Annotated in this window: 17 protein-coding genes and 2 pseudogenes; 2 read left to right on the forward strand and 17 right to left on the reverse strand. The window is 63.7% G+C overall.

All coding sequences use genetic code 11. From position 1 onward, the window contains the following. The 3 genes and pseudogenes from M3461_00475 to M3461_00485 all read right to left on the reverse strand — a co-directional run bounded on the left by M3461_00475 (window position 1) and on the right by M3461_00485 (window position 1,095). Window positions 1-142 (reverse strand): annotated as a pseudogene (locus tag M3461_00475) (ABC transporter permease). Further along, a complete protein-coding gene (locus M3461_00480; protein ID MDQ3772960.1) occupies window positions 139-459 on the reverse strand; it encodes an FtsX-like permease family protein in 321 nt (106 codons plus the stop codon). The pseudogene M3461_00475 and the gene M3461_00480 overlap by 4 nt, the downstream one beginning before the upstream one ends. A 366-nt stretch (window positions 460-825) precedes the next feature. After that, window positions 826-1,095, reverse strand: a complete 270-nt coding sequence (locus M3461_00485) for a hypothetical protein (protein MDQ3772961.1) — start codon at window positions 1,093-1,095, stop codon at window positions 826-828. Between the two features lie 235 nt (window positions 1,096-1,330). Between M3461_00485 and M3461_00490 the strand changes: the two genes are divergently transcribed. After that, window positions 1,331-2,923: a GMC family oxidoreductase N-terminal domain-containing protein gene (locus M3461_00490; protein MDQ3772962.1), complete on the forward strand. Its 1,593-nt coding sequence runs from the start codon at window positions 1,331-1,333 to the stop codon at window positions 2,921-2,923. Window positions 2,924-2,966: 43 nt separating this feature from the next. Here M3461_00490 and M3461_00495 read toward each other — a convergent pair whose 3' ends face one another. The 14 genes and pseudogenes from M3461_00495 to M3461_00560 all read right to left on the reverse strand — a co-directional run bounded on the left by M3461_00495 (window position 2,967) and on the right by M3461_00560 (window position 15,301). Continuing rightward, a complete protein-coding gene (locus M3461_00495; GenBank protein ID MDQ3772963.1) occupies window positions 2,967-4,316 on the reverse strand; it encodes an FAD-dependent oxidoreductase in 1,350 nt (449 codons plus the stop codon). Between the two features lie 14 nt (window positions 4,317-4,330). Continuing rightward, window positions 4,331-5,362, reverse strand: a complete 1,032-nt coding sequence (locus M3461_00500) for a pyridoxal-phosphate dependent enzyme (GenBank protein ID MDQ3772964.1) — start codon at window positions 5,360-5,362, stop codon at window positions 4,331-4,333. A 114-nt stretch (window positions 5,363-5,476) separates the two neighbouring features. Continuing rightward, the gene (locus M3461_00505; GenBank protein MDQ3772965.1) at window positions 5,477-5,689 is read right to left on the reverse strand and encodes a type II toxin-antitoxin system HicB family antitoxin; all 213 of its coding nucleotides are present in this window, start codon (window positions 5,687-5,689) and stop codon (window positions 5,477-5,479) included. 9 nt (window positions 5,690-5,698) lie between these two features. Then, window positions 5,699-5,923 (reverse strand): annotated as a pseudogene (locus tag M3461_00510) (type II toxin-antitoxin system HicA family toxin). 221 nt (window positions 5,924-6,144) lie between these two features. Next, window positions 6,145-7,509: an adenylosuccinate lyase family protein gene (locus tag M3461_00515; protein ID MDQ3772966.1), complete on the reverse strand. Its 1,365-nt coding sequence runs from the start codon at window positions 7,507-7,509 to the stop codon at window positions 6,145-6,147. A gap of 291 nt (window positions 7,510-7,800) precedes the next feature. Further along, window positions 7,801-8,556: a hypothetical protein gene (locus tag M3461_00520; GenBank protein MDQ3772967.1), complete on the reverse strand. Its 756-nt coding sequence runs from the start codon at window positions 8,554-8,556 to the stop codon at window positions 7,801-7,803. Window positions 8,557-8,654: 98 nt separating this feature from the next. After that, window positions 8,655-8,843, reverse strand: coding sequence for a hypothetical protein (locus M3461_00525; GenBank protein MDQ3772968.1), 189 nt, complete (start codon window positions 8,841-8,843; stop codon window positions 8,655-8,657). 1 nt (window position 8,844) lies between these two features. Then, on the reverse strand, window positions 8,845-9,099 hold the full coding sequence (locus M3461_00530; GenBank protein ID MDQ3772969.1) for a DUF2191 domain-containing protein: 255 nt from the start codon (window positions 9,097-9,099) through the stop codon (window positions 8,845-8,847). Window positions 9,100-9,412: 313 nt separating this feature from the next. Further along, the gene (locus tag M3461_00535) at window positions 9,413-10,972 is read right to left on the reverse strand and encodes a lyase family protein (GenBank protein ID MDQ3772970.1); all 1,560 of its coding nucleotides are present in this window, start codon (window positions 10,970-10,972) and stop codon (window positions 9,413-9,415) included. Continuing rightward, window positions 10,956-11,837, reverse strand: a complete 882-nt coding sequence (locus M3461_00540; GenBank protein MDQ3772971.1) for a phosphosulfolactate synthase — start codon at window positions 11,835-11,837, stop codon at window positions 10,956-10,958. The genes M3461_00535 and M3461_00540 overlap by 17 nt, the downstream gene beginning before the upstream one ends. Further along, complete coding sequence (locus M3461_00545; GenBank protein MDQ3772972.1) at window positions 11,830-12,744, reverse strand: hypothetical protein; 915 nt, start codon at window positions 12,742-12,744, stop codon at window positions 11,830-11,832. The genes M3461_00540 and M3461_00545 overlap by 8 nt, the downstream gene beginning before the upstream one ends. Window positions 12,745-12,760: 16 nt before the next feature. Then, a complete protein-coding gene (locus M3461_00550; GenBank protein ID MDQ3772973.1) occupies window positions 12,761-13,594 on the reverse strand; it encodes a CoA transferase in 834 nt (277 codons plus the stop codon). 13 nt (window positions 13,595-13,607) lie between these two features. Continuing rightward, window positions 13,608-14,528, reverse strand: a complete 921-nt coding sequence (locus M3461_00555) for a CoA transferase subunit A (GenBank protein ID MDQ3772974.1) — start codon at window positions 14,526-14,528, stop codon at window positions 13,608-13,610. A gap of 8 nt (window positions 14,529-14,536) precedes the next feature. Continuing rightward, window positions 14,537-15,301 (reverse strand): SDR family oxidoreductase, encoded by a 765-nt coding sequence (locus M3461_00560; protein MDQ3772975.1) that lies wholly within the window; start codon window positions 15,299-15,301, stop codon window positions 14,537-14,539. A 192-nt stretch (window positions 15,302-15,493) separates the two neighbouring features. Between M3461_00560 and M3461_00565 the strand changes: the two genes are divergently transcribed. Then, window positions 15,494-17,746, forward strand: coding sequence for an IS4 family transposase (locus tag M3461_00565; protein ID MDQ3772976.1), 2,253 nt, complete (start codon window positions 15,494-15,496; stop codon window positions 17,744-17,746). Window positions 17,747-17,784: the final 38 nt, after the last annotated feature.

The following is a 17,784-nucleotide window of genomic DNA, read 5'->3' on the forward strand; positions in this document are numbered from 1 at the left end:
GCAGAATGGCGGCGCGCTGGAAACCCAATGCCCGGAGGGTGCCGATCTCGGCGGTTCGGTGGGCGACCGAGGCATACATCGTGGTCATGGCACCCATGACCGCCCCGAGCGAGAAGGTGAGCGAGAGGGCCGTGCCGATCAACCCATTCCCCTGAGCCCGACGACGATGGGGACCCGCACCGCCTGCGGGGCGGCCAACAGCGCCGCCAGCACCCCGACCGCCGCCGCGCAGCCGATGGCGAGCCCCGCGGTCTCGTCGGACACCTCGAACACCGGGAACAGCGTCCCGACCTCAGCCGCGAACACCGCCGCCGCGGGATAGCTCAAGAGCACGCCCAGGATCCCGCCCAGGACGGCAATGGCGAGCGACTCCCCGAGGATCAGGCCCACGATCCGAACCGGCCCGAAGCCCAGGACGCGCAGGGTCGCGTGCTCCCGGCGCCGCTCCCGGACGCTCATCGCCATCGTATTGCAGAGGACCGCGAGGATGATCCCGATACCCTGGAGTGGTTTAAGGAAAAAGACACCGTGCTGTTCTGCGACTTCCTCAGCCGCCGGCCGACGCTCAAACAGGCAAAGCGCGCCCGTAAGACGACCCTCGAGGCCTTCTTCCGGTAACATAATGTCCGCTACCCACATATCATCGAAGAGCGACTGCAGGCCATCAAAACCGCCACGCCACCGACCGAGGACCTCGCCGTCATCACGCCGCATCGACTCCTCGTTCAAGCCCTCGTCGAACAGTTGCGCGTGCGCCTTCAGGCCATCGAGCGCTTCGATGCGAAGACCACTACGCTCGCCCAGACCCTCTCCCCCGACTATTCGCTATTCCGTGCCCTGCCGGGCGCCGGTTCCATTCTCACACCCCGGCTGCTCGCCGCCGACCCGCCGCACCGCGGTGCGCGACGCACCCCGAAGCTGGCCGTTGACGTACCAGGTCTGCTGCATGCGGCTGTCGAGCGAATCCGGCGTCGACGACGACCATGGCGCGCGACTGAAGGCCCGCCATCGGGCCTTCGGCCAGAGCCACGCCACCTGCTCGGCGAAATCGCGCGCAAGGAGCACGATGTCCTGACCGGGCTGGGGCGGCGGCATGCGGATAGGGAGGACGTTGACGCGGAACTACAGGTCCGCGCGCAGTGTCCCGCACCTCACCATCGCCTCTGCATCGCGATTGGTAGCGGCGATTATCGAGGCGCTCGCTGGCGTTCTCGAGTGCTCCCGAGCCTCCGCACGCCCGAAAAGTCTAGTTGTCGCTGAACAGCCGGCCGGAAGTCACGCTTATCGTCGACTTCAGCCACGTGATCGAGTTATAATTGCAAGTTGGCTCATGTTTGACTACATCATTGTCGGTGCAGGATCGGCCGGTTGCGTGTTGGCAAGCAGGTTGACGGAAGACCGCGCTTGTCGGGTGTTGTTGCTCGAAGCCGGCGGCGAGGACGACTCGCCGTGGATACGGACACCGGCATTCTACGGACTGCTGCAGGACAGTCCCTACGACTGGGCGGACCGAACGATACCCCAAGCGCATCTGAAGGGGCGCCGTATCTTTGTGCCCCAAGGCCGGGTGCTCGGAGGATCAAGCGCCATTAATCACATGATCTACATCCGCGGCAACCGCGGTGACTACGATCAATGGTGTCACAGTGGAAACGAGGGCTGGGCGTACGAAGACGTCTTACCTTACTTTGTGAAAGCCGAGGGCAATCAAACCATCTCCAACCGATATCACGGCACAACGGGCCCGCTCGCGGTTGCAAGCCATCCGCTTTCAAACGCTCTCGTTGGGCGCTATCTCGCCGCGGCGCAAGAAGCGGGAATTCCATTCAACCCGGATTTCAATGGCGAGCTTCAGGAAGGCTGCGGTCCTTTACAGGCAACGCTCGCGAACCGCGCCCGATGCAGTGCCGCTACTGCCTACCTGCATCCGGTGCGCTCGCGCCCGAATCTGACCGTCCTGACACACGCCTATGCGACGAGGCTTCATTTCAGCGGAACCCGCGCAGTGGGAGTAGAATATTTTCGCTTTGGGGCCGTGGAGAAGGCGCACGCCTCTTGCGAGGTCATTGTTTCGGCCGGCGCTTTCCGCTCACCGCAGTTGCTGATGCTTTCCGGTATCGGGCCAAAGACCGCGCTTCAGCGGCTGGGTATCTCCGTGCGCCAGGATCTCCCGGGCGTGGGCCAGAATCTACAGGACCACCTCCACATCCGGGTGCGGTGCGAGATCACGCAACCGCTCACCTTTGCCCCGCTTCCGGATGAACTAAAGACTGCCGCAGTTCGGGAATACGAAGCGAATCGAAGCGGCGCGCTCGGCTCGAACTTCCTCGAGGCGGGGGCGTTTGTCAGAAGCGAGCCGCAAGAGGCGTACCCCGGACTACAGCTATTCTTCCTGATGACCCTCTCTCCAGAGTACCCCGAAGCCGGGGCGCCAGACCGGCATGGCGTTACGTTTACCTCCTACATCAATCGACCGCTGAGCCGCGGAGAGGTCGCACTCGCCTCGTCCGATCCTCTCGATCGGCCGATCATCAACCCCAACTACTTGAGCGTGTCCGACGATGTGCGGTGTGCCGTCGCCGGGGTATGCTGGAACCTCAAGCTTCTGTATGCCAAAGCATTTGACGACATCCGCGGCAAGGAGATAGCCCCGGGGGCGAACTTGAGAAGCGATGCAGACATCGCGTTGTTCGTGAGGCGCACCGCCTCCACCACTTGGCACCCGGTCGGCACGTGCAAGATGGGCAATGACGAGATGGCGGTCGTCGATCCTCGTTTGAGAGTGCGTGGGATCGAGGCGCTGCGGGTCGTGGACGCGTCGATCATGCCGACGATCGTGAGCGGTAACACCAATGCGCCAACGATCATGATCGCCGAGAAGGCGACCGATCTGATTCGCAACGACTCGCGGCGGCACGCATGACCTGTCATTTGCCATATTTATCATCGTGGCGCGTTCTTTCGGTTTACGATAATTTACGGCTCAAAGTGCTCGCCGCGACGATGATAGGTGAGAGGACTGGACTGAAGGGCGGAGCATAAGCCAAATCTGCGTTTTCCAGGTCTCGACAACTGAGACCTCCAAGCAATGCCGTCGCGGCAATGTCAATCATCTTGTCCACGGCACCGAGACCCACGGCTTGGGCACCCAGCAAGCGCCCGCTGCCGGACTCGGCGACGAGCTTCAGCGTAAGCTCGCGAGCGCCCGGGTAGTAACGTGCTTTATCCCTGGCGCCGATCACCGCCGCGATCGGGCTGAGCCCAGCCTCCCGAGCAGTGGCTTCGCTGAGCCCCGTAAGGCCGACATTCAGGTCAAAGGTCTTGAAGATCCCAGTCCCCAAGACGCCTGGAAATCGAGCGTCACCCCCAGCCGCATTTTCGCCGGCCACGCGACCTTGCAAGTTCGCGATGTCCCCCAGTGGTTCCCACAAGGGTGCCCGCGTTAAGCGGTGAAAGCTCTCCGCGCAATCGCCGGCCGCGAACACGCCTTTGACGTTGGTCTCCATACGAGGATCGACGGCGATCGCGCCCGTGGGCCCTAGCGCGATGCCGCCCTGCTCCGCGAGCTCGACGTTCGGCCGGATGCCAATCGCGAGGACCACGAGCTCGGCGGGCAACCTCCGGCCCGATGCTGTTACCACCGGGGCGACCCGCCCCGCGTTCTCAGTGATCTCGGCCATGCCATCGTCCACAATGACACGAACGCCCTGGGCGATGAGATAGTCATGGACCCACTGACCCATCTCAGGATCGAGCCTCGGAAACAGCCGCTCCAGGCGCTCGACGATAGTCACCGTCACACCCAACGCGTGTAGGCTCTCGGCCACCTCGAGCCCGATATAGCCTGCCCCCACGATGACCGCGTCCTTCGGCCTCAAGCGATCGAGGGCCGATCGGAAACGATCGAGCTCCGCCATCGTCCTCAGCGTGACGACACCGTCCAAATGGTTTCCGGGTACGGCAGGGATCACAGGACGGGCGCCGGTCGCGAGGATCAGCCGGTCGTAGGGCACGACCTCCAGCCTATTGCGATCGAGGTCGCGCACTTTGACGACGCGTTCCTCAGTGCTCAGGTCTACCACGCGGTGGCGGAGATGTACCTCGATTCCATCCGTCTTGAATTCAGACGCGCGACGGATGATCAGCGCTTCTCGGCTCGGGACAAGGCCGCTTAGATAATAGGGCTGCCCACAGGCCGTGTACGAGACCTCGGACTCGTCTTGAAAGAGAGTAATCGCAATATCCCGGTTGACCCGGCGTGCCTTGGCGGCAGCCTTGGCGCCGGCCGCCACCCCGCCTACGACGATCAGATGCATGGGTCGATCTCCGCTTACGCCAGCCATTCGCCATCCCCCGCAAAAAAGGCCGGCTCCCCACCGGTATGCAAAAACACGACGGAGCGATACGGGGCCAAGCCGCGCCGCAGGTGCTCCAAGAGGCCCGCCATTGCCTTGCCCGTATAGGTGGGATCCAGCAACACGCCTTCCGTGCGCCCAACCAGCTGGATGGCATCCGCCGCCGCCGGGCTCGGGATCCCGTAGCCTGCGCCAATAAAGCCACCGTGCACGATGGCCTCCGCCGGAGCAAACCGCCAATCGAGGCCAAGGAGTGCCGCTGCCTCGGTCGCGAGACGGGTAATCTCGATGCGCATCGCCTCCGCCTCCCGGCTCACGGTAAAGCTCTCGACCGTCCACGGCGATCCCAGTGCCCGCGTCCCCACCAGCCAGCCGGCATGGGTTCCGCCCGAGCCGGTGGCCAGCACGATGGATTCGGGCGCAAGGCCAAGCTGGCGGCATTGCTCGAACAGCTCGTGCGCCGCCAGTGTATGCCCGAGGGCACCGAGGGCACAGGCGCCGCCGCGCGGGATGGGATAGGGACGCTGGCCCTTATGGCGCAGCTCCTCGCAGAGCGCCTCGATACCGCGATCCACAGAGGTGCGGTCCGGGTCGCCGGTGAACACCGCCTCGGCCCCAAGCATGCGCGTGACACGGTAGTTCCCGTCGACCCCTTCGGGCGCATCGCCCCAAAAGACAGCGGCACAGCGCAATCCGCAGCACGCGGCCGCCGCTGCCGTCGCGCGGACGTGGTTGGACTGAGTCCCCGCACCGGTCACGAGCACCTCGGCACCTTGGGCCATCGCATCGGGCACCAGCAGCTCCAGGCCCCGGACCTTGTTGCCCCCGAGGCCAAAACCGATCAGGTCATCCCGTTTGAACCATAAGCCCGGACCGCCAATCGCCCGGCTGAGCCGTCGCATCGGTGAAAGCGGTGTGGGTAATTCCGCCAAGGGTTCGCGCCGGATCTCCGCGAGGGCTTCCCAGGGGTTGGGTGGGCCTATGAAGCTGGGTTCACCGCTCGCCACGATCGTGCACCCGGAAAACCCTCAAGAACAGTGGCTTTGTACATTGCGCCCGAAGTGGACCGTCCGAACCGGAATCCCGTAACGGTGCGCCGTGCCCACCAGTCTTTGGCCAAGTCAAGCGAGATGCAGCCTCCGGCCCTTGGGTTCGGGGACTCTATCCCCAAACTCCCTGGCCGTATCAATCCAAAGGCTGATAGCTTCTTGGGCCTGCGCCAAGGCCAGCTCATACGAATCCCCGTGCGCCATGCACCCGGGAAGCTCGGGAACCTCGGCGACAAAGGCATCGTCTTCGGCGCTCCAAAAGATGACCACTTCGTATCTATACATCGGTCTTTTCATAACCGCACGAACCTGGCGAACCTGATATGGTTTGGCCTTGCTCCCTTGCCTCTGGAGGTTGAGCCGCTCTTCTACATCGACCCGTCGGAAAATATGGTGACTGCTTCTCGTGCGCTCCTCAAACCCCAGGTGCAATAAAAGGCTGCGCAGATCCGAGAATTCGATGTTGGCGTCCGAGCGCCCATCCAGAATGCGCAGAAGCAACTTGCCGTGTGTTCCCATCCTGGCATTTTAGTCGCGATTCATGCGGTTCGGGTAATCCTACAAGATATCGTTGTGTTTTTGATCGACTGAGAGGTTGTGAAAAAACCTACTGCGCTCGGGATCTCGCGTTCCGGCGGTGCTCGGAATCCTCATGTATTTCAACATACACTCCGGTTCCTGCGCTCCGGCGGAACGCGACCTCCCTTCGCTCGCGACGGTTTTTTCACAACCTCTGAGTACTACGGCTCTCGCCCCGCCTGGGCCAGCACGCGGTCCACCATCTCCGCGCAGCAACCCGTGCCCTGCCCCACGTCGAAGAGGCACTCGATCCCCGCGACACCGACCTGCGCTACGATCCGGGGCTCGGCAAGCACGGCTTCCCGCAGCGGGATGCCACGCTCGGCGGCGTCCATCGCCACGCGGTAGACGAGCGCATGGGCGCTCTGCTTGCCAAGCTTGGGGGACAGGGCCAGCATCACCTGCTCCGCCTGCACGAAGCCCTTGGTCGCGAGCAGATTGTCCCGCATGCGGTCCGCGTTGACCTCTAGGTGTTCGAGCAGATCGTGCAACAGCGCCAAGGCCTTGCCAGTCGCGAGACAGGCGCCGGGGAGGAGCGCCCATTCCCCCTTCCACGCGCGCCCATCGCGCTCGTGGTCGTGCACGAGATTTTCGCCCATGTGCGCGGCCTGATACCGCACCACGCGGGCCAGCGTGCCCAGGTGCTCGGCGATCTCCGGGTTGCGCTTCTGGGGCATGGTGATGCTGCCGACCGTGCCCGGCACGAATCCCTCGCAGACCTCCCCGATCTCGGGCCGCTGCAAGTTATAGATCTCGTGGCCTATGCGGTCGGCCGTCGCCGCGATCAGGGCGAGGAGGTTGAGCCACTCGGCGAGGCGATCGCGCGAGGCAGTCCAGGAGATCGCTGGAGCTGTGAGCCCGAGCTTCTCGAGAAAGCGCTGCTGCATCCCGAGCGCTTCGGGACCGAAAGCGGAGAGACTGCCGACGCCGCCCGCGAGCTGCCCCACGCCGATGCGCGCGCCGACCTCCTTGAGGCGTTGGCGGTGGCGCTGAACCTCATCGAGCCACCCGGCGGCCTTGAACCCGAAGGTGATCGGCAGGCCCGGCTGACCGTGGGTGCGCCCGCACATCGGCGTATCCCGATAGCGGCTTGCGAGGCCGCTCAGCACCGTCGCAATGCGTGTAAGCTGGTCCGCAAAGATATCGCGCACCTTCACCAGAATCCGAGCCGTGTGCGTATCGGTGATGTCCTGCACTGTCGCCCCGTAACAAAGCCACTCACCGCTATCGCTAGGGCAGCGGCGCTGGAGCGCGCGGATAAGACCGAGCATTGAATGGTTGGTGCGCTCGAAATCTTCGCGCACCTCCGCAAAAAACGCCTCATCGAGCGGTACGACTCGACAGGTGTCGGCGAGCTGGCTAGCCGCCGCGGCGGGGATCAAACGGAATTCAGCCTCCGTCTCGGCCAGCACGACCATGACCTCGATCCATCCGGCGGTCAGCGCGGTATCGTCGAAGACCGCACGCAGTTCGGGTGTGGCCCAGGAATTCCGATAGATGGCTGAGTCGCTGATGTGTACCGACATGACGATTCGCTACCTCGTTGTAGTTCGCTGCTTCTATCAAAAAGCAGAATGCGCCGCGTTCGTGAGTCCGGTAATCCGGGATTCCATAGGCACCATCAGGGCGACGCTGCCTGAATCCCACTAGGGGGCAACCACACATCAGTCGCATAGCGCGCGGTCTTGCCGAGCGCAGTCTCTCCCATCGGGCAAGGTCGATTTGTCCGAATGTCGGAGACTGACTAAATTGGACGTTCAGGACCCAAAGCAATACCAGAGAGAGTCGACCAGCGCTATTTCGGCCGCGTCGTTTCCCTAGGGAATCGCGCCTCGCAGCGTATTACCGACCCGGACCGCATCGGCGACGAGGTACCACCCGGGCTGGTCTTGTCGGCCGTGCAGCCAGTCGCGCCCGCGCGGGAGCAGGGCGTCGCGTTCAAAATTCTGATCGATCAGTTTTTGCCAGACGAAGGCCCACTCCGGCTGGTTCTCGCGGTCGCTCAGCCAGTCGCGCCCGCGCGGGAGCAGGGCGTCGCGCTCAAAATTCTGATCGATCAGTTTTTGCCAGATAAAGGCCCACTCCGGTCGGTTCTCGCGGTCGCTCAGCCAGTCGCGCCCCCGCGGGAGCAGGGTATCGCGCTCAAACTTCTGATCGATCAATTTTCGCCAGACAAAGGCCCATTCCGGCTGGTTCTCGCGGTCGCTCAGCCAGCCGCGCCCGCGCGGGAGCAGGGCGTCGCGCTCAAAATTCTGATCGATCAGTTCTTGCCAGACGAAGGCCCACTCCGGCCGGTTCTCGCGGTTGCTCAGCCAGTCGCGCCCCCGCGGGAGCAGGGCGTCGCGCTCAAAGTTCTGATCGATCAAACCCCGGCTCTCACTAAGATCGCTAAGTCCTTCAAACGCCACCTTCGCGCCTTGCTCCTCCCCGTCCAAAACGGCCTCGAAGAAGCGATCAAGTGAGACGGCGAGCTGGTAATAGAAACCGTCGAGCGCGCGCCGACCTCCGAGCGCGCGTTGCTTAAATCTCGGATGCCTTTGCCAAGCCTCCTGCACATCCAGTAGGCTGATCACGATGGTAATACCTCACAAATTAACACGAATTAAGGGGCCAGGCTCGAAGTTCCACCCTCACTTGCCCACACTGCGCAGGATATCGTGCACTCGCAGGTTCAAGGCTTCAGCAAAGTGAATTCGTTCGTCTTCAGGAAACGGCGGAATCCCGTGTCGAAACTCACGAGGTGGTCGTGATGGGTCAGCACAGCGCCGGCGATCCAGGCGTTGGGAATGTCGTTGCAGATCAGCCGATGCTGCTCGCACAGGTGTTCGAAAACAGGCCATTCGGTTCCCAATCGAGGCATGTTATTCGGCATCCTGACCATCGTCCGCGTCCAACAGGGCACGGTTAGTCAAAGGGTCGGACACAGCCGCCGTCAATCCAGCGCTCCCGGCATGGATGGGTAACTGCGGTCGACCGCTGTGAGACCGTCCGGTTTGCGGGCGCAGCCGAAGGACCAGCCCCTCCTCGATCAGGCGGGTCAGGCTGGTCTGTTCCTGTGCTGCTGCGGCCTTGGCTTTGGCCAACAGCGCATCGTTGATATCGAACGTGGTTCTCATGGCATCCAGATGCAGATTCCTGCATGACTCTAGCATAAGCAGGACGCTCGTTCAAATCGATTCGTTCGCAAGTGCAGCTACGCCCCCCGAGTCGAATCCGACCTATGGCTCGTTGCTTTCAGTGTCGCTGCTTTAAGTGAAGCACGGGTCAGGCCTTACGCAAGAGCGTCATTAGTCCGAGCTCCTCGGGAGCGGGCTGCTAGGGTGAGAGGATCAAAATATAAGGACTTTTTTCCTTTTTGACCCCCTCATCCCCACCTTCTCCCGGAGGGAGAAGGAGTTAAATGCGTAAGTGCTGGCGTGTCTGCTCGACCTATGTCGAAGCCGGGCTCGAAGCCGCCGATCCCCGCGAGCACTCGTGGGCCGTTCGTAACAATGAGTCCTCCGCCATCCGGAGTCGCTGGCGACAGTCGCTGGTCCACGCATTGGCCTCTGCCAAGGCCCGCTCGCACTGGGCGATCATCGCATCCATGGCCTCGGGCGCCGCGCCCCCCGGTGCGGCACGTGCCGAGACGGCGGCCTCAGGATCCAGGGCATTGCGGAGAACCGCCTGCGAGATCTCGACCCGCTGGCCTAGTACCTGCTCCGCGGCCGCGGCCAGTTCTCCCGGCGTGAGCCGATTGAGGTCCCCACCCGCCAGACGCTGGCGCACGAGATGGCCGACCAGCCGGTGTGCCTGGCGAAAATCGAGACCGCTCTCCAGCACGAGCACCTCGGCGAGATCTGTCGCGAGCGCGAACCCGCGGTCGAGTCGGCTGCGCCCGCGCTGCTCATTGAAAGTCAGAAAGTTCACGACCTCGCCCATCAACTCCACTGCGCCATGCGTATCTTCGATCGCACGCGGGATCAGGCCGTAGAGTGGCAGGCGGTTGTCGGGCTGCCCCGAGGGTGTGCGGCCAGCCGCCGCGCTCGCCGCCAGCGTGCCGATCATCGTGCTGGCTACGCCGCGGACATGGGTAAAGGCGAAGGGATTCTTCTTTTGCGGCATGATCTTGCTCGCGCGCCCGTGCCGGTCATCGATCTCGATGAGACCGAATTCCTCGGTGGCATAGATCTGCAGGTCCTCGGCCAGGCGGTCGAGATTGATCAGGACCGCAGTCAGCACCGCGGCCGCCTCGATCGGCAGATCCGCCTGCCACATGGCATCGCGTGCGTGCGTGACCAGCCCATCGAAGCCTAGAAGCTCACTCAAGCGGCCGCGGTCTTGTGGCAAACGCGACCCATTGGTGCTGCCGCATCCCGCGGGGCTTTGATTCACGCGGCCGTAAAGCCCGCGAATGCGGTCGAGGTCGCGCAGCACAGGATAGGTGAAGCCGAGCAGATAATGGCCGAAGGTGGTCGGCTGCGCCGACTGGAGGTAGGTATAGTCGGGGAGCAAGGACGAGCGAAACTTGCGCGCCCGCGCGGTGATCAACTGGCCGGTCGTCGTCAGCGCCTCAGCAAGGCCCAGCAAGCCCCCGCGCAGCTTAATCAGAAACGCGGTTGTGGTCGCCTCGCGCCGCGCCCGACCGGCGCCCAACCACGTGCTCGCGCCGGTCTGCGTGGCCAACCACCACTCCCGATTGGTGTACAAATCGCCCCTGCTCGGATCCGGGGTGAAATCGGCGGGGCGCCCGTGGAGTTGCAAGAGCGCGGCGATGAGCGCCTGACCGGTGTCCTGGGGCACGATGCCGGCCTCCATCATGACGAGGGTGTGTGCAAGGTCGACCAAGCTGATCGCTTCGAATAGCTCTGCTTGGTCGTCAAGCTCCTTCGCGAAAGCCGTTCGTATGAGCAGATCGGAAGGGCCACGCTCGATGCGCGCGCCCACCTCGAGCACGTGCTCCGATACCGGTGACGGGCCGCCTGGCTCGCGGCTACTTCTTGTTGGCATGGAAGCTTATCGGCGTCTCGGCGCGCGCTGGCTCGATCTCATGAGGATCCCAGGCGCCTGAGCGTACCAGCTCGTCGGTGACCGAGCGCAGGGTTTCGAAGCGAAGTCTGCAGCGTAGCGATTCGACCGCCAATATCTGCTCGGGGTGGATATTGCCCAGCCCCACGTTAGTCCCGAAGCGACGGATCAGGTAGGCCTGCTGCTCCTTGAGCGGGGCCTCCCAGACGAGTCGGTCCGCTGCCGCGCCCAGGGTCTGGGCGATCACCGCCACGGCGTCGTCGATGACCTGGCCGTGCGCGTCGTAGATCCCGACCGCGCGGCCGGACTCCCGGCCTTCCACCACGACCCAGCGCGCGCCATGTTCCAGATCCTCCAGGGCCTGCTCGGCCATCTGCTCCGCCGAAGGCTGCTGCCTCGGGTCCTTCTTACCCACCTCGGTGATGGGAACGAGCCCGGCCTCCAGAGCGCAATGAATGATGTTCCTGCGGCGGAAGGCGGGCATGGGGATCGTGCCATCGGAGATCTCGACGGCGCTGAAGCCCAGGGTCTTGGCGTGCTTCATGTAATCGCGGCAATGGCGCTCGACGAGTGCGACCTCGAGCAACGTACCGCCGGGGAAGGTCAGCACCTCGTGCTCGGCGAGCAGCGCCAGCTTGCGCTGCAGAACCTGCTTGGTGAGGAATACGGAGGTTCCGAAGCTTAGCTTCCAATGGTCGATGCAGTGACCCGCGAGCTCGAGGGTATCGCGCAGCAGGCCCAGGCCTACGCCCGTGTCGATGACCATCGTGACCCCGGCGGGTCGGGGCTTTTGCGTGCGATCGCCGATGAGGCTCTCGACGATGGGATCCCAGGCGAGCTCAGGCATACTCCACACCCCGCGAGAGGAGGCCAAGGGCCTGCTCAACCATCGGAAGGTCGGCGCCCCAGGGTACCACCGCCGTCATGCCTTCGTGTTCGATGCCAAACTCGAGGAGGCAGCATTTGAGCAGGGTCGGGCGACTCGATGGCGGCGTGAGCCTCCGCGGACACATCTCCACCCGCGGTGGCTCATCCCCGTAATAATGCCGGTGGAACTGGAGGCTGCGTTCGCAGCCGATCAAGGTCCACGGGCGGCGCACGGGGGGGCGCTCATCGAGAAAGTACACGGGCGCCCCGAGATCATCGAGGCCGCCCGAGCGGCAGGGCACGAGATAAGCCTCGGGCTGGACGTGCCTACAAAGCTCGCGCAGATCGATACGCTCGAGATCCAGACAGATGGGCGGGAGGTCGGCATAGCTCAAGACGTGCTCGGCCATTGTGTAGAGCTTCGGGGGATCCGGCGGAGCGACCTCCACGATCCGCAGGATCAGGGGATCGGGGCGGTGGATGATGTTGATATGATCGAATGTGCCTTGAACGACTGCGGTCCGATTCCACCCGACGCGGTGTTCGCGGGCGAGCTTGGCGAGCGCCGAGCGGTTGGCCGGATCCGTTTCAGGGGATCGTATCAATACACTATCAGTGGGTAAGGCCAGCACCTCAACGGCCTCGACACGGGTGAACAGCGCGTCCGATTCGATCCGCTGCACCGCCGCCACCGCTACCTCATGCCCTGCCTGATGTAGGACCACGACGTCGGTGCGCCGATAGACCTCACGTGCCAGCAGATGCGCGCAAATCGCCGCCTCGGTCATGGCCCCCTCATAGGGCTGGTAGCTCACCCGACGATAAGGCAGGGGCACGAAGTTCTTCCGGGACTTGAGATCCCCGACCTTGAGCACTTCGCCACCCATACCCGCCGTCCGTCGTTCAGGCCAGGGTAAACCTACGCGCTTGGTCCTCGGGCCTTAGCTCCCGCTCATGGATCCGTAACGGGTCCAGGGCTCGGATAGACTCCACCATCTCCGGTGTAGGTAGAGGGACCAGCCCGAGGTCCTCGCGCACCGGGAACGTGAAACCCGTGTTCTCGCGCACCTCGGGGACGTCGACATCCGGGTAAAGCCCGGTGAGCCGCGCATGGCCGGATCCATCGAAATCGAAGACTCCGAGCTCGGTGACGAGGCTATCGGGCCCCCGCCCCCGATATCGCATCTCCGGACGGGTTCTTCCCTCGGCGCTGCGATGTCCCACGCTCGTAATGAAATCGCAGTCCTCGACTAACCGAAACCGGCGCCGACCTTTGGAATCTGGCGGGCTGCGATGGGCAGCGGTCCAAATGGTCACGCGGTCCACATCGCAGGATAGATTACAACCGCCACCCCCGCCCGGCAGCTTGAGCTGCAGCCGCTCCCGCCCGAGGCGGGTCACGTTCATGTTGCCCCAGCGGTCGATCTGTAGACCGGAGAGAAACATGCGGCCCAGACGCCCACTCGCCGCGAGGTCGAACAGCTCTTCGATGTCGAGGTGGCATTCCGCCTCGCGGTTCATCACCCAGTCGTTGGTGGTCGGGGCGAGGAACGGTGGCGTAGGGTTCACCCCATAGGTGGCGCCGGCAACGAGGACCAGGTGGGGTGCATGGGTCCGCTTCGCGAGGTGCAGCGCGAGTTGCACGAGCGGTGAACCGAAGCCGTGGAAGGCCACGATGCCGTCTTCGATCGTTCGAGCGATCTGATAGATCATCGCCTCGCCGAACGTACATGCCACGGGTGTTGCGCGATCAGGCATAGAGATCCATCCAAGCGTCCGAGCCCTGCTGCCATGAGGCGAGGCGTTTAAGCGCCGCTGCACCTCCGATGACCTCCAGATATTCGGCGTGCGAGGGACAGCCATAGACGTAGGGCTGCAGGTAACGATCGCGAAACGCCTCCGCGCCGTCGCTCGCACAGCGGTAGTATTCGGCGGTATGCCGGCGATCGTAGGCATAGAACGGATAGCACGCGGTCGGGTGTGCTCCGTACGCGACCTCGGCCAACGCCGTGACATAGAAATACGGGATAGTCACGCCAATCTCCCTTAGACGATCGGTCGGTACGATCTGCTCGACCGTCGCGATCAACTTCTTTGATGCCTTGGCGAATAGGACATCGGCAACAGGCGGTCCCTCGATATGCAGGTTGCCGTGGGCATCGCCATAGTGGGCATGCAGAATCGCGACATCGGGCTTCAGCGCGGGAACCAGGACCAGTTCTTCGCCGGTGAACGGACAGACCATGGTCTTGTAATCGGGATGCATCTGCATGAACCCCGTACCCCGGACCGAGCGGATAGGCATGAACGGCAGACCGGCGATCGTGGCGCGGAGTTGCTGCACGAGCGTATAGCAACAGCTATCCCGCACCTCGACCGCCCCGGACTCGCAGGCGCGCCGGTAGTTGGGCGCCATCCCGAAGTCTTGTTCGAATCCCACGTAGGATTCGGCGCTCACGACCACGGCGCCCGCCCCGCAAAGCAAGTCCACATCGATTCCATGCGCCGACCCCACGAGCCTGAGGCCCTTGATCTGCTGCCGCACCAGCTCGCGCAGAACCGCCATGGGCTCGCGCCAGGACAGACCACCGCCGACGGCCACGCAGTCGCTCTCGCGCACGTGGGCGACCAAGCTCGCAAGGTCACAGCGCTTGTCGGTTTGGGTGTACATTACATCGTTCAAATCGCGGTCATCCCGCCATCGACGCAAAAGGTGGCACCGGACACGAAGCTGGACTCATCGGTGGCTAGGAAGAGCGCGGCCTGCGCGATCTCCTCGGGCCGACCGAACCGCCCGATAGGGTATTTGGCTAGCTTCGCCTGGGTCTCTGAGGTCGTGTCTCGCCCCAAGATCTGCCGATCGAGTCCAGTGCCCGTCACCCTTCCCGGGCATAAGCAATTCACCCGGATCCCGAGGGCGGTGTAGTCGGCCGCCATTTGCCTGGTGAGCCCGATGACCGCCGCCTTCGCGGTACAGTAGGCGGCCATCTTCGGGAACCCGACCAGCCCCGCGATGGAGGCAAGGTTAACGATGGCGCCCCCATGTTGCTTCATATATGGCAGCACCGCTTGCGAGCACAGGAAGGTGCCGGTGACGTTGACGGCAATGACCCGCTCCCAGGAATCGAGGGTGGCGTCGTCGACGCTGCCAAACTCCGCGATACCTGCGTTGTTGATAAGCACGTGGACTCTGCCGGCATAGCGACTGATGATCTTCCCAAACGCCTCGGCGACACCGCGTGCGTCGGTCACATCGACGCAGAAGGCAGCGGCGTCCACACCACCCTTGCGCAGCTCCGCTGCGGCCCTTTCCGCCAGTGTACCATCGCGCTCTATGATCGACACGCGTGCGCCTTCGCGACCGAATAGACACGCCGTCTCGAACCCTATGCCAGCACCAGCCCCGGTGATGAGCACATTTTTGTTGGCTAACCTTTCCCCCATCTGACGGTTTTCCACCCGGCTTTTTGTTCGCCTATGTCTGCGTCCACCAGGGAGAAGGTTGCGGAGGGATCTAAAGGAACATTCCCTATGTTTCATCCCCTCACGCTAACCCTCCCCCCGAGGGCTGTAGCTTGCCCATAACATGTGCTGGACACAGCGCCCGCCGTGTCGTAGACTCGCGGCATGGTTACGATGGGCGGACGCACGTTCTCGCAGGAGATCCTGACTCGGATCGCCGAGGCCGTGTCGGCAGAGCCGGAGATCTCGCGACGGCAGCTGTCGCTCCGGGTTTGCGAGTGGATGGAGTGGCGAAACCCGGCAGGCCGGCTGCAGGAGATGAGCTGCCGCAAGAGCCTCTCGGAGTTGCATCGACGCGGGGTGATCGCGCTGCCGGCGATCACCGGGCGCTATGCCTTCCGGGAGCCCAGGCAGCACGTGGCCCCGCCACCGCTCGCGACGGTGGAATGCGCGCTTGCGGAGTTGGGCGAGGTGGAGATCGTGCGCGTCACCTCGAATGCCGGATCGGCGCTCTGGCGGGGCATGATGGACGCGCATCACTCCCTCAAGAGCGGGCCTTTGTGCGGGGCGCAGTTGCGCTATCTGGTGCAAAGCGAGCGTTACGGTTGGATCGGGGGCTTGAGCTACAGCGCCTGCGCGAGGCGGGTGGAATGCCGGGACGTCTGGATCGGTTGGACGGAGACGGCGCGGCGGCGCAATCACATGCTGGTGGTGAATAACAGCCGTTTCCTGATCCCGCCTTCGGTGAGGGTGCAGCACCTGGCCTCCTTCGTGTTGGCGCGCTGTCAGAGGCGCCTGGTCGATGACTGGGAAGCGGTGTACCACTACCGTCCCGTGCTCTTGGAGACCTACGTGGAACGCGGGCGATTTGCCGGGACCTGTTACCGCGCGGCCAATTGGACGGCGGTGGGGACGACCGGGGGGCGCGGGCGGCAAGGCACGGGGGCGACGATCAAGGATCTCTATGTCCTGCCCCTCTCGGGGGGCTGGCAGCAGGCGTTGTGTCGCGAGGCCGATGGGCAAGTGCAGATCCGCACCGTGCAGCCAGCGCGTCCACCGCGGGACTGGATCGAGGCGGAGTTGGGGGGTGCGAACATGGGCGATGCGCGCTTGACCGCGAGACTCTTGCAGATGACCGGCCTGTTCTATGACAAGCCGACGGCGAATATCCCGCAGGCCTCGGGCTCGACCATGGCGGCCAAGGCGGCGTACCGGTTTCTGGATAATGAAAAGGTCGAGTGGCGGGCCATCCTGGCGCCGCACTATGCGGCCACCGAGGAACGTATGCGCGAGGCGCCGCTCGTCTTGGTGGCCCAAGACACCACGACACTCAATTACAGCACCCATCCGCATACCCGAGGTCTGGGTCCGATCGGCACCGACAGCGAAGCGGTGCGGGGGTTGATGGTGCACGATACGTTGGCGTTTACCCCGCAAGGGACGCCGCTCGGGCTCTTGGATCTCCAATGCTGGGCGCGCGACGGGATAGGCCACCGGCATACGCGGCACGAGCGGCCCATCGAGGAGAAGGAGAGCTTCAAATGGGTGAAGAGTTACCAGGCCGTCTCGACGCTCGCGAAACGCTGCCGGAAGACCACGCTCGTGGTGATGGCCGATCGCGAGGCCGATCTCCACGAGGTATTCGCCGCCAAGGCCAAAACCCCCCACGGGGCGGAGTTGCTGATCCGTGCCGAGCGCTCGCGCAACCGCAAGATCCTCGATGATGACCACAGCAGTGACTTTCTGTGGACCGTGCTCACAAAGCAACCGGTCCTCGGCCTGCGCGAGATCTTGATCTCCCCGAGCGAGAAGCGCGCCGCGCGCCAGGCGATCCTGGCGGTGCGCACCCGGCCGGTCACCCTGAAACCACCCGCGCGCAGTGCGCACCTCTCGCCGGTCGCCGTGTGGGCCGTCCTGGCCCAAGAGATCAACCCCCCGGCCGAGGTCGAGGGGCTCGAATGGATGCTGCTCACCACCGTCGAGGTCAAACACAAAGCCGACGCCTTCGAGCGCCTGGAATGGTATGCCAAACGCTGGGGCATCGAGGTCTATCACCGCATCTTGAAGAGCGGTTGTCGTGTCGAGGCGCGCCAGCTGGAGAACGTCCGCCGCCTGCGCAACTGCCTGGCGATCGACCTCGTCGTGGCGTGGCGCATTTACCATCTCACCACGCTCGGCCGGGAAACGCCCGATGTTCCCTGCACCGTTTATTTCACCCCGTCCGAGTGGCAGGCCCTTACCACCTTCGTGAACAAAACCAAAACCCCGCCTGATCTGCCCCCGAGCCTCAATGAAGCGGTGCGTCTCTTGAGCCGGCTCGGTGGCCACTTGGGACGCACGGGCGATGGCCCACCGGGAACAGAAGTCCTCTGGCGCGGCATGGCACGCCTGGCCGACATCGAGTTCGCCTACGATCTCTACCACTGAGAGCCCCTATGTCGCCTGCTCGTAAATGTCGCCGACCC

Source organism: Pseudomonadota bacterium (genome assembly GCA_030860485.1).
Lineage (GTDB): Bacteria > Pseudomonadota > Gammaproteobacteria > JACCXJ01 > JACCXJ01 > JACCXJ01.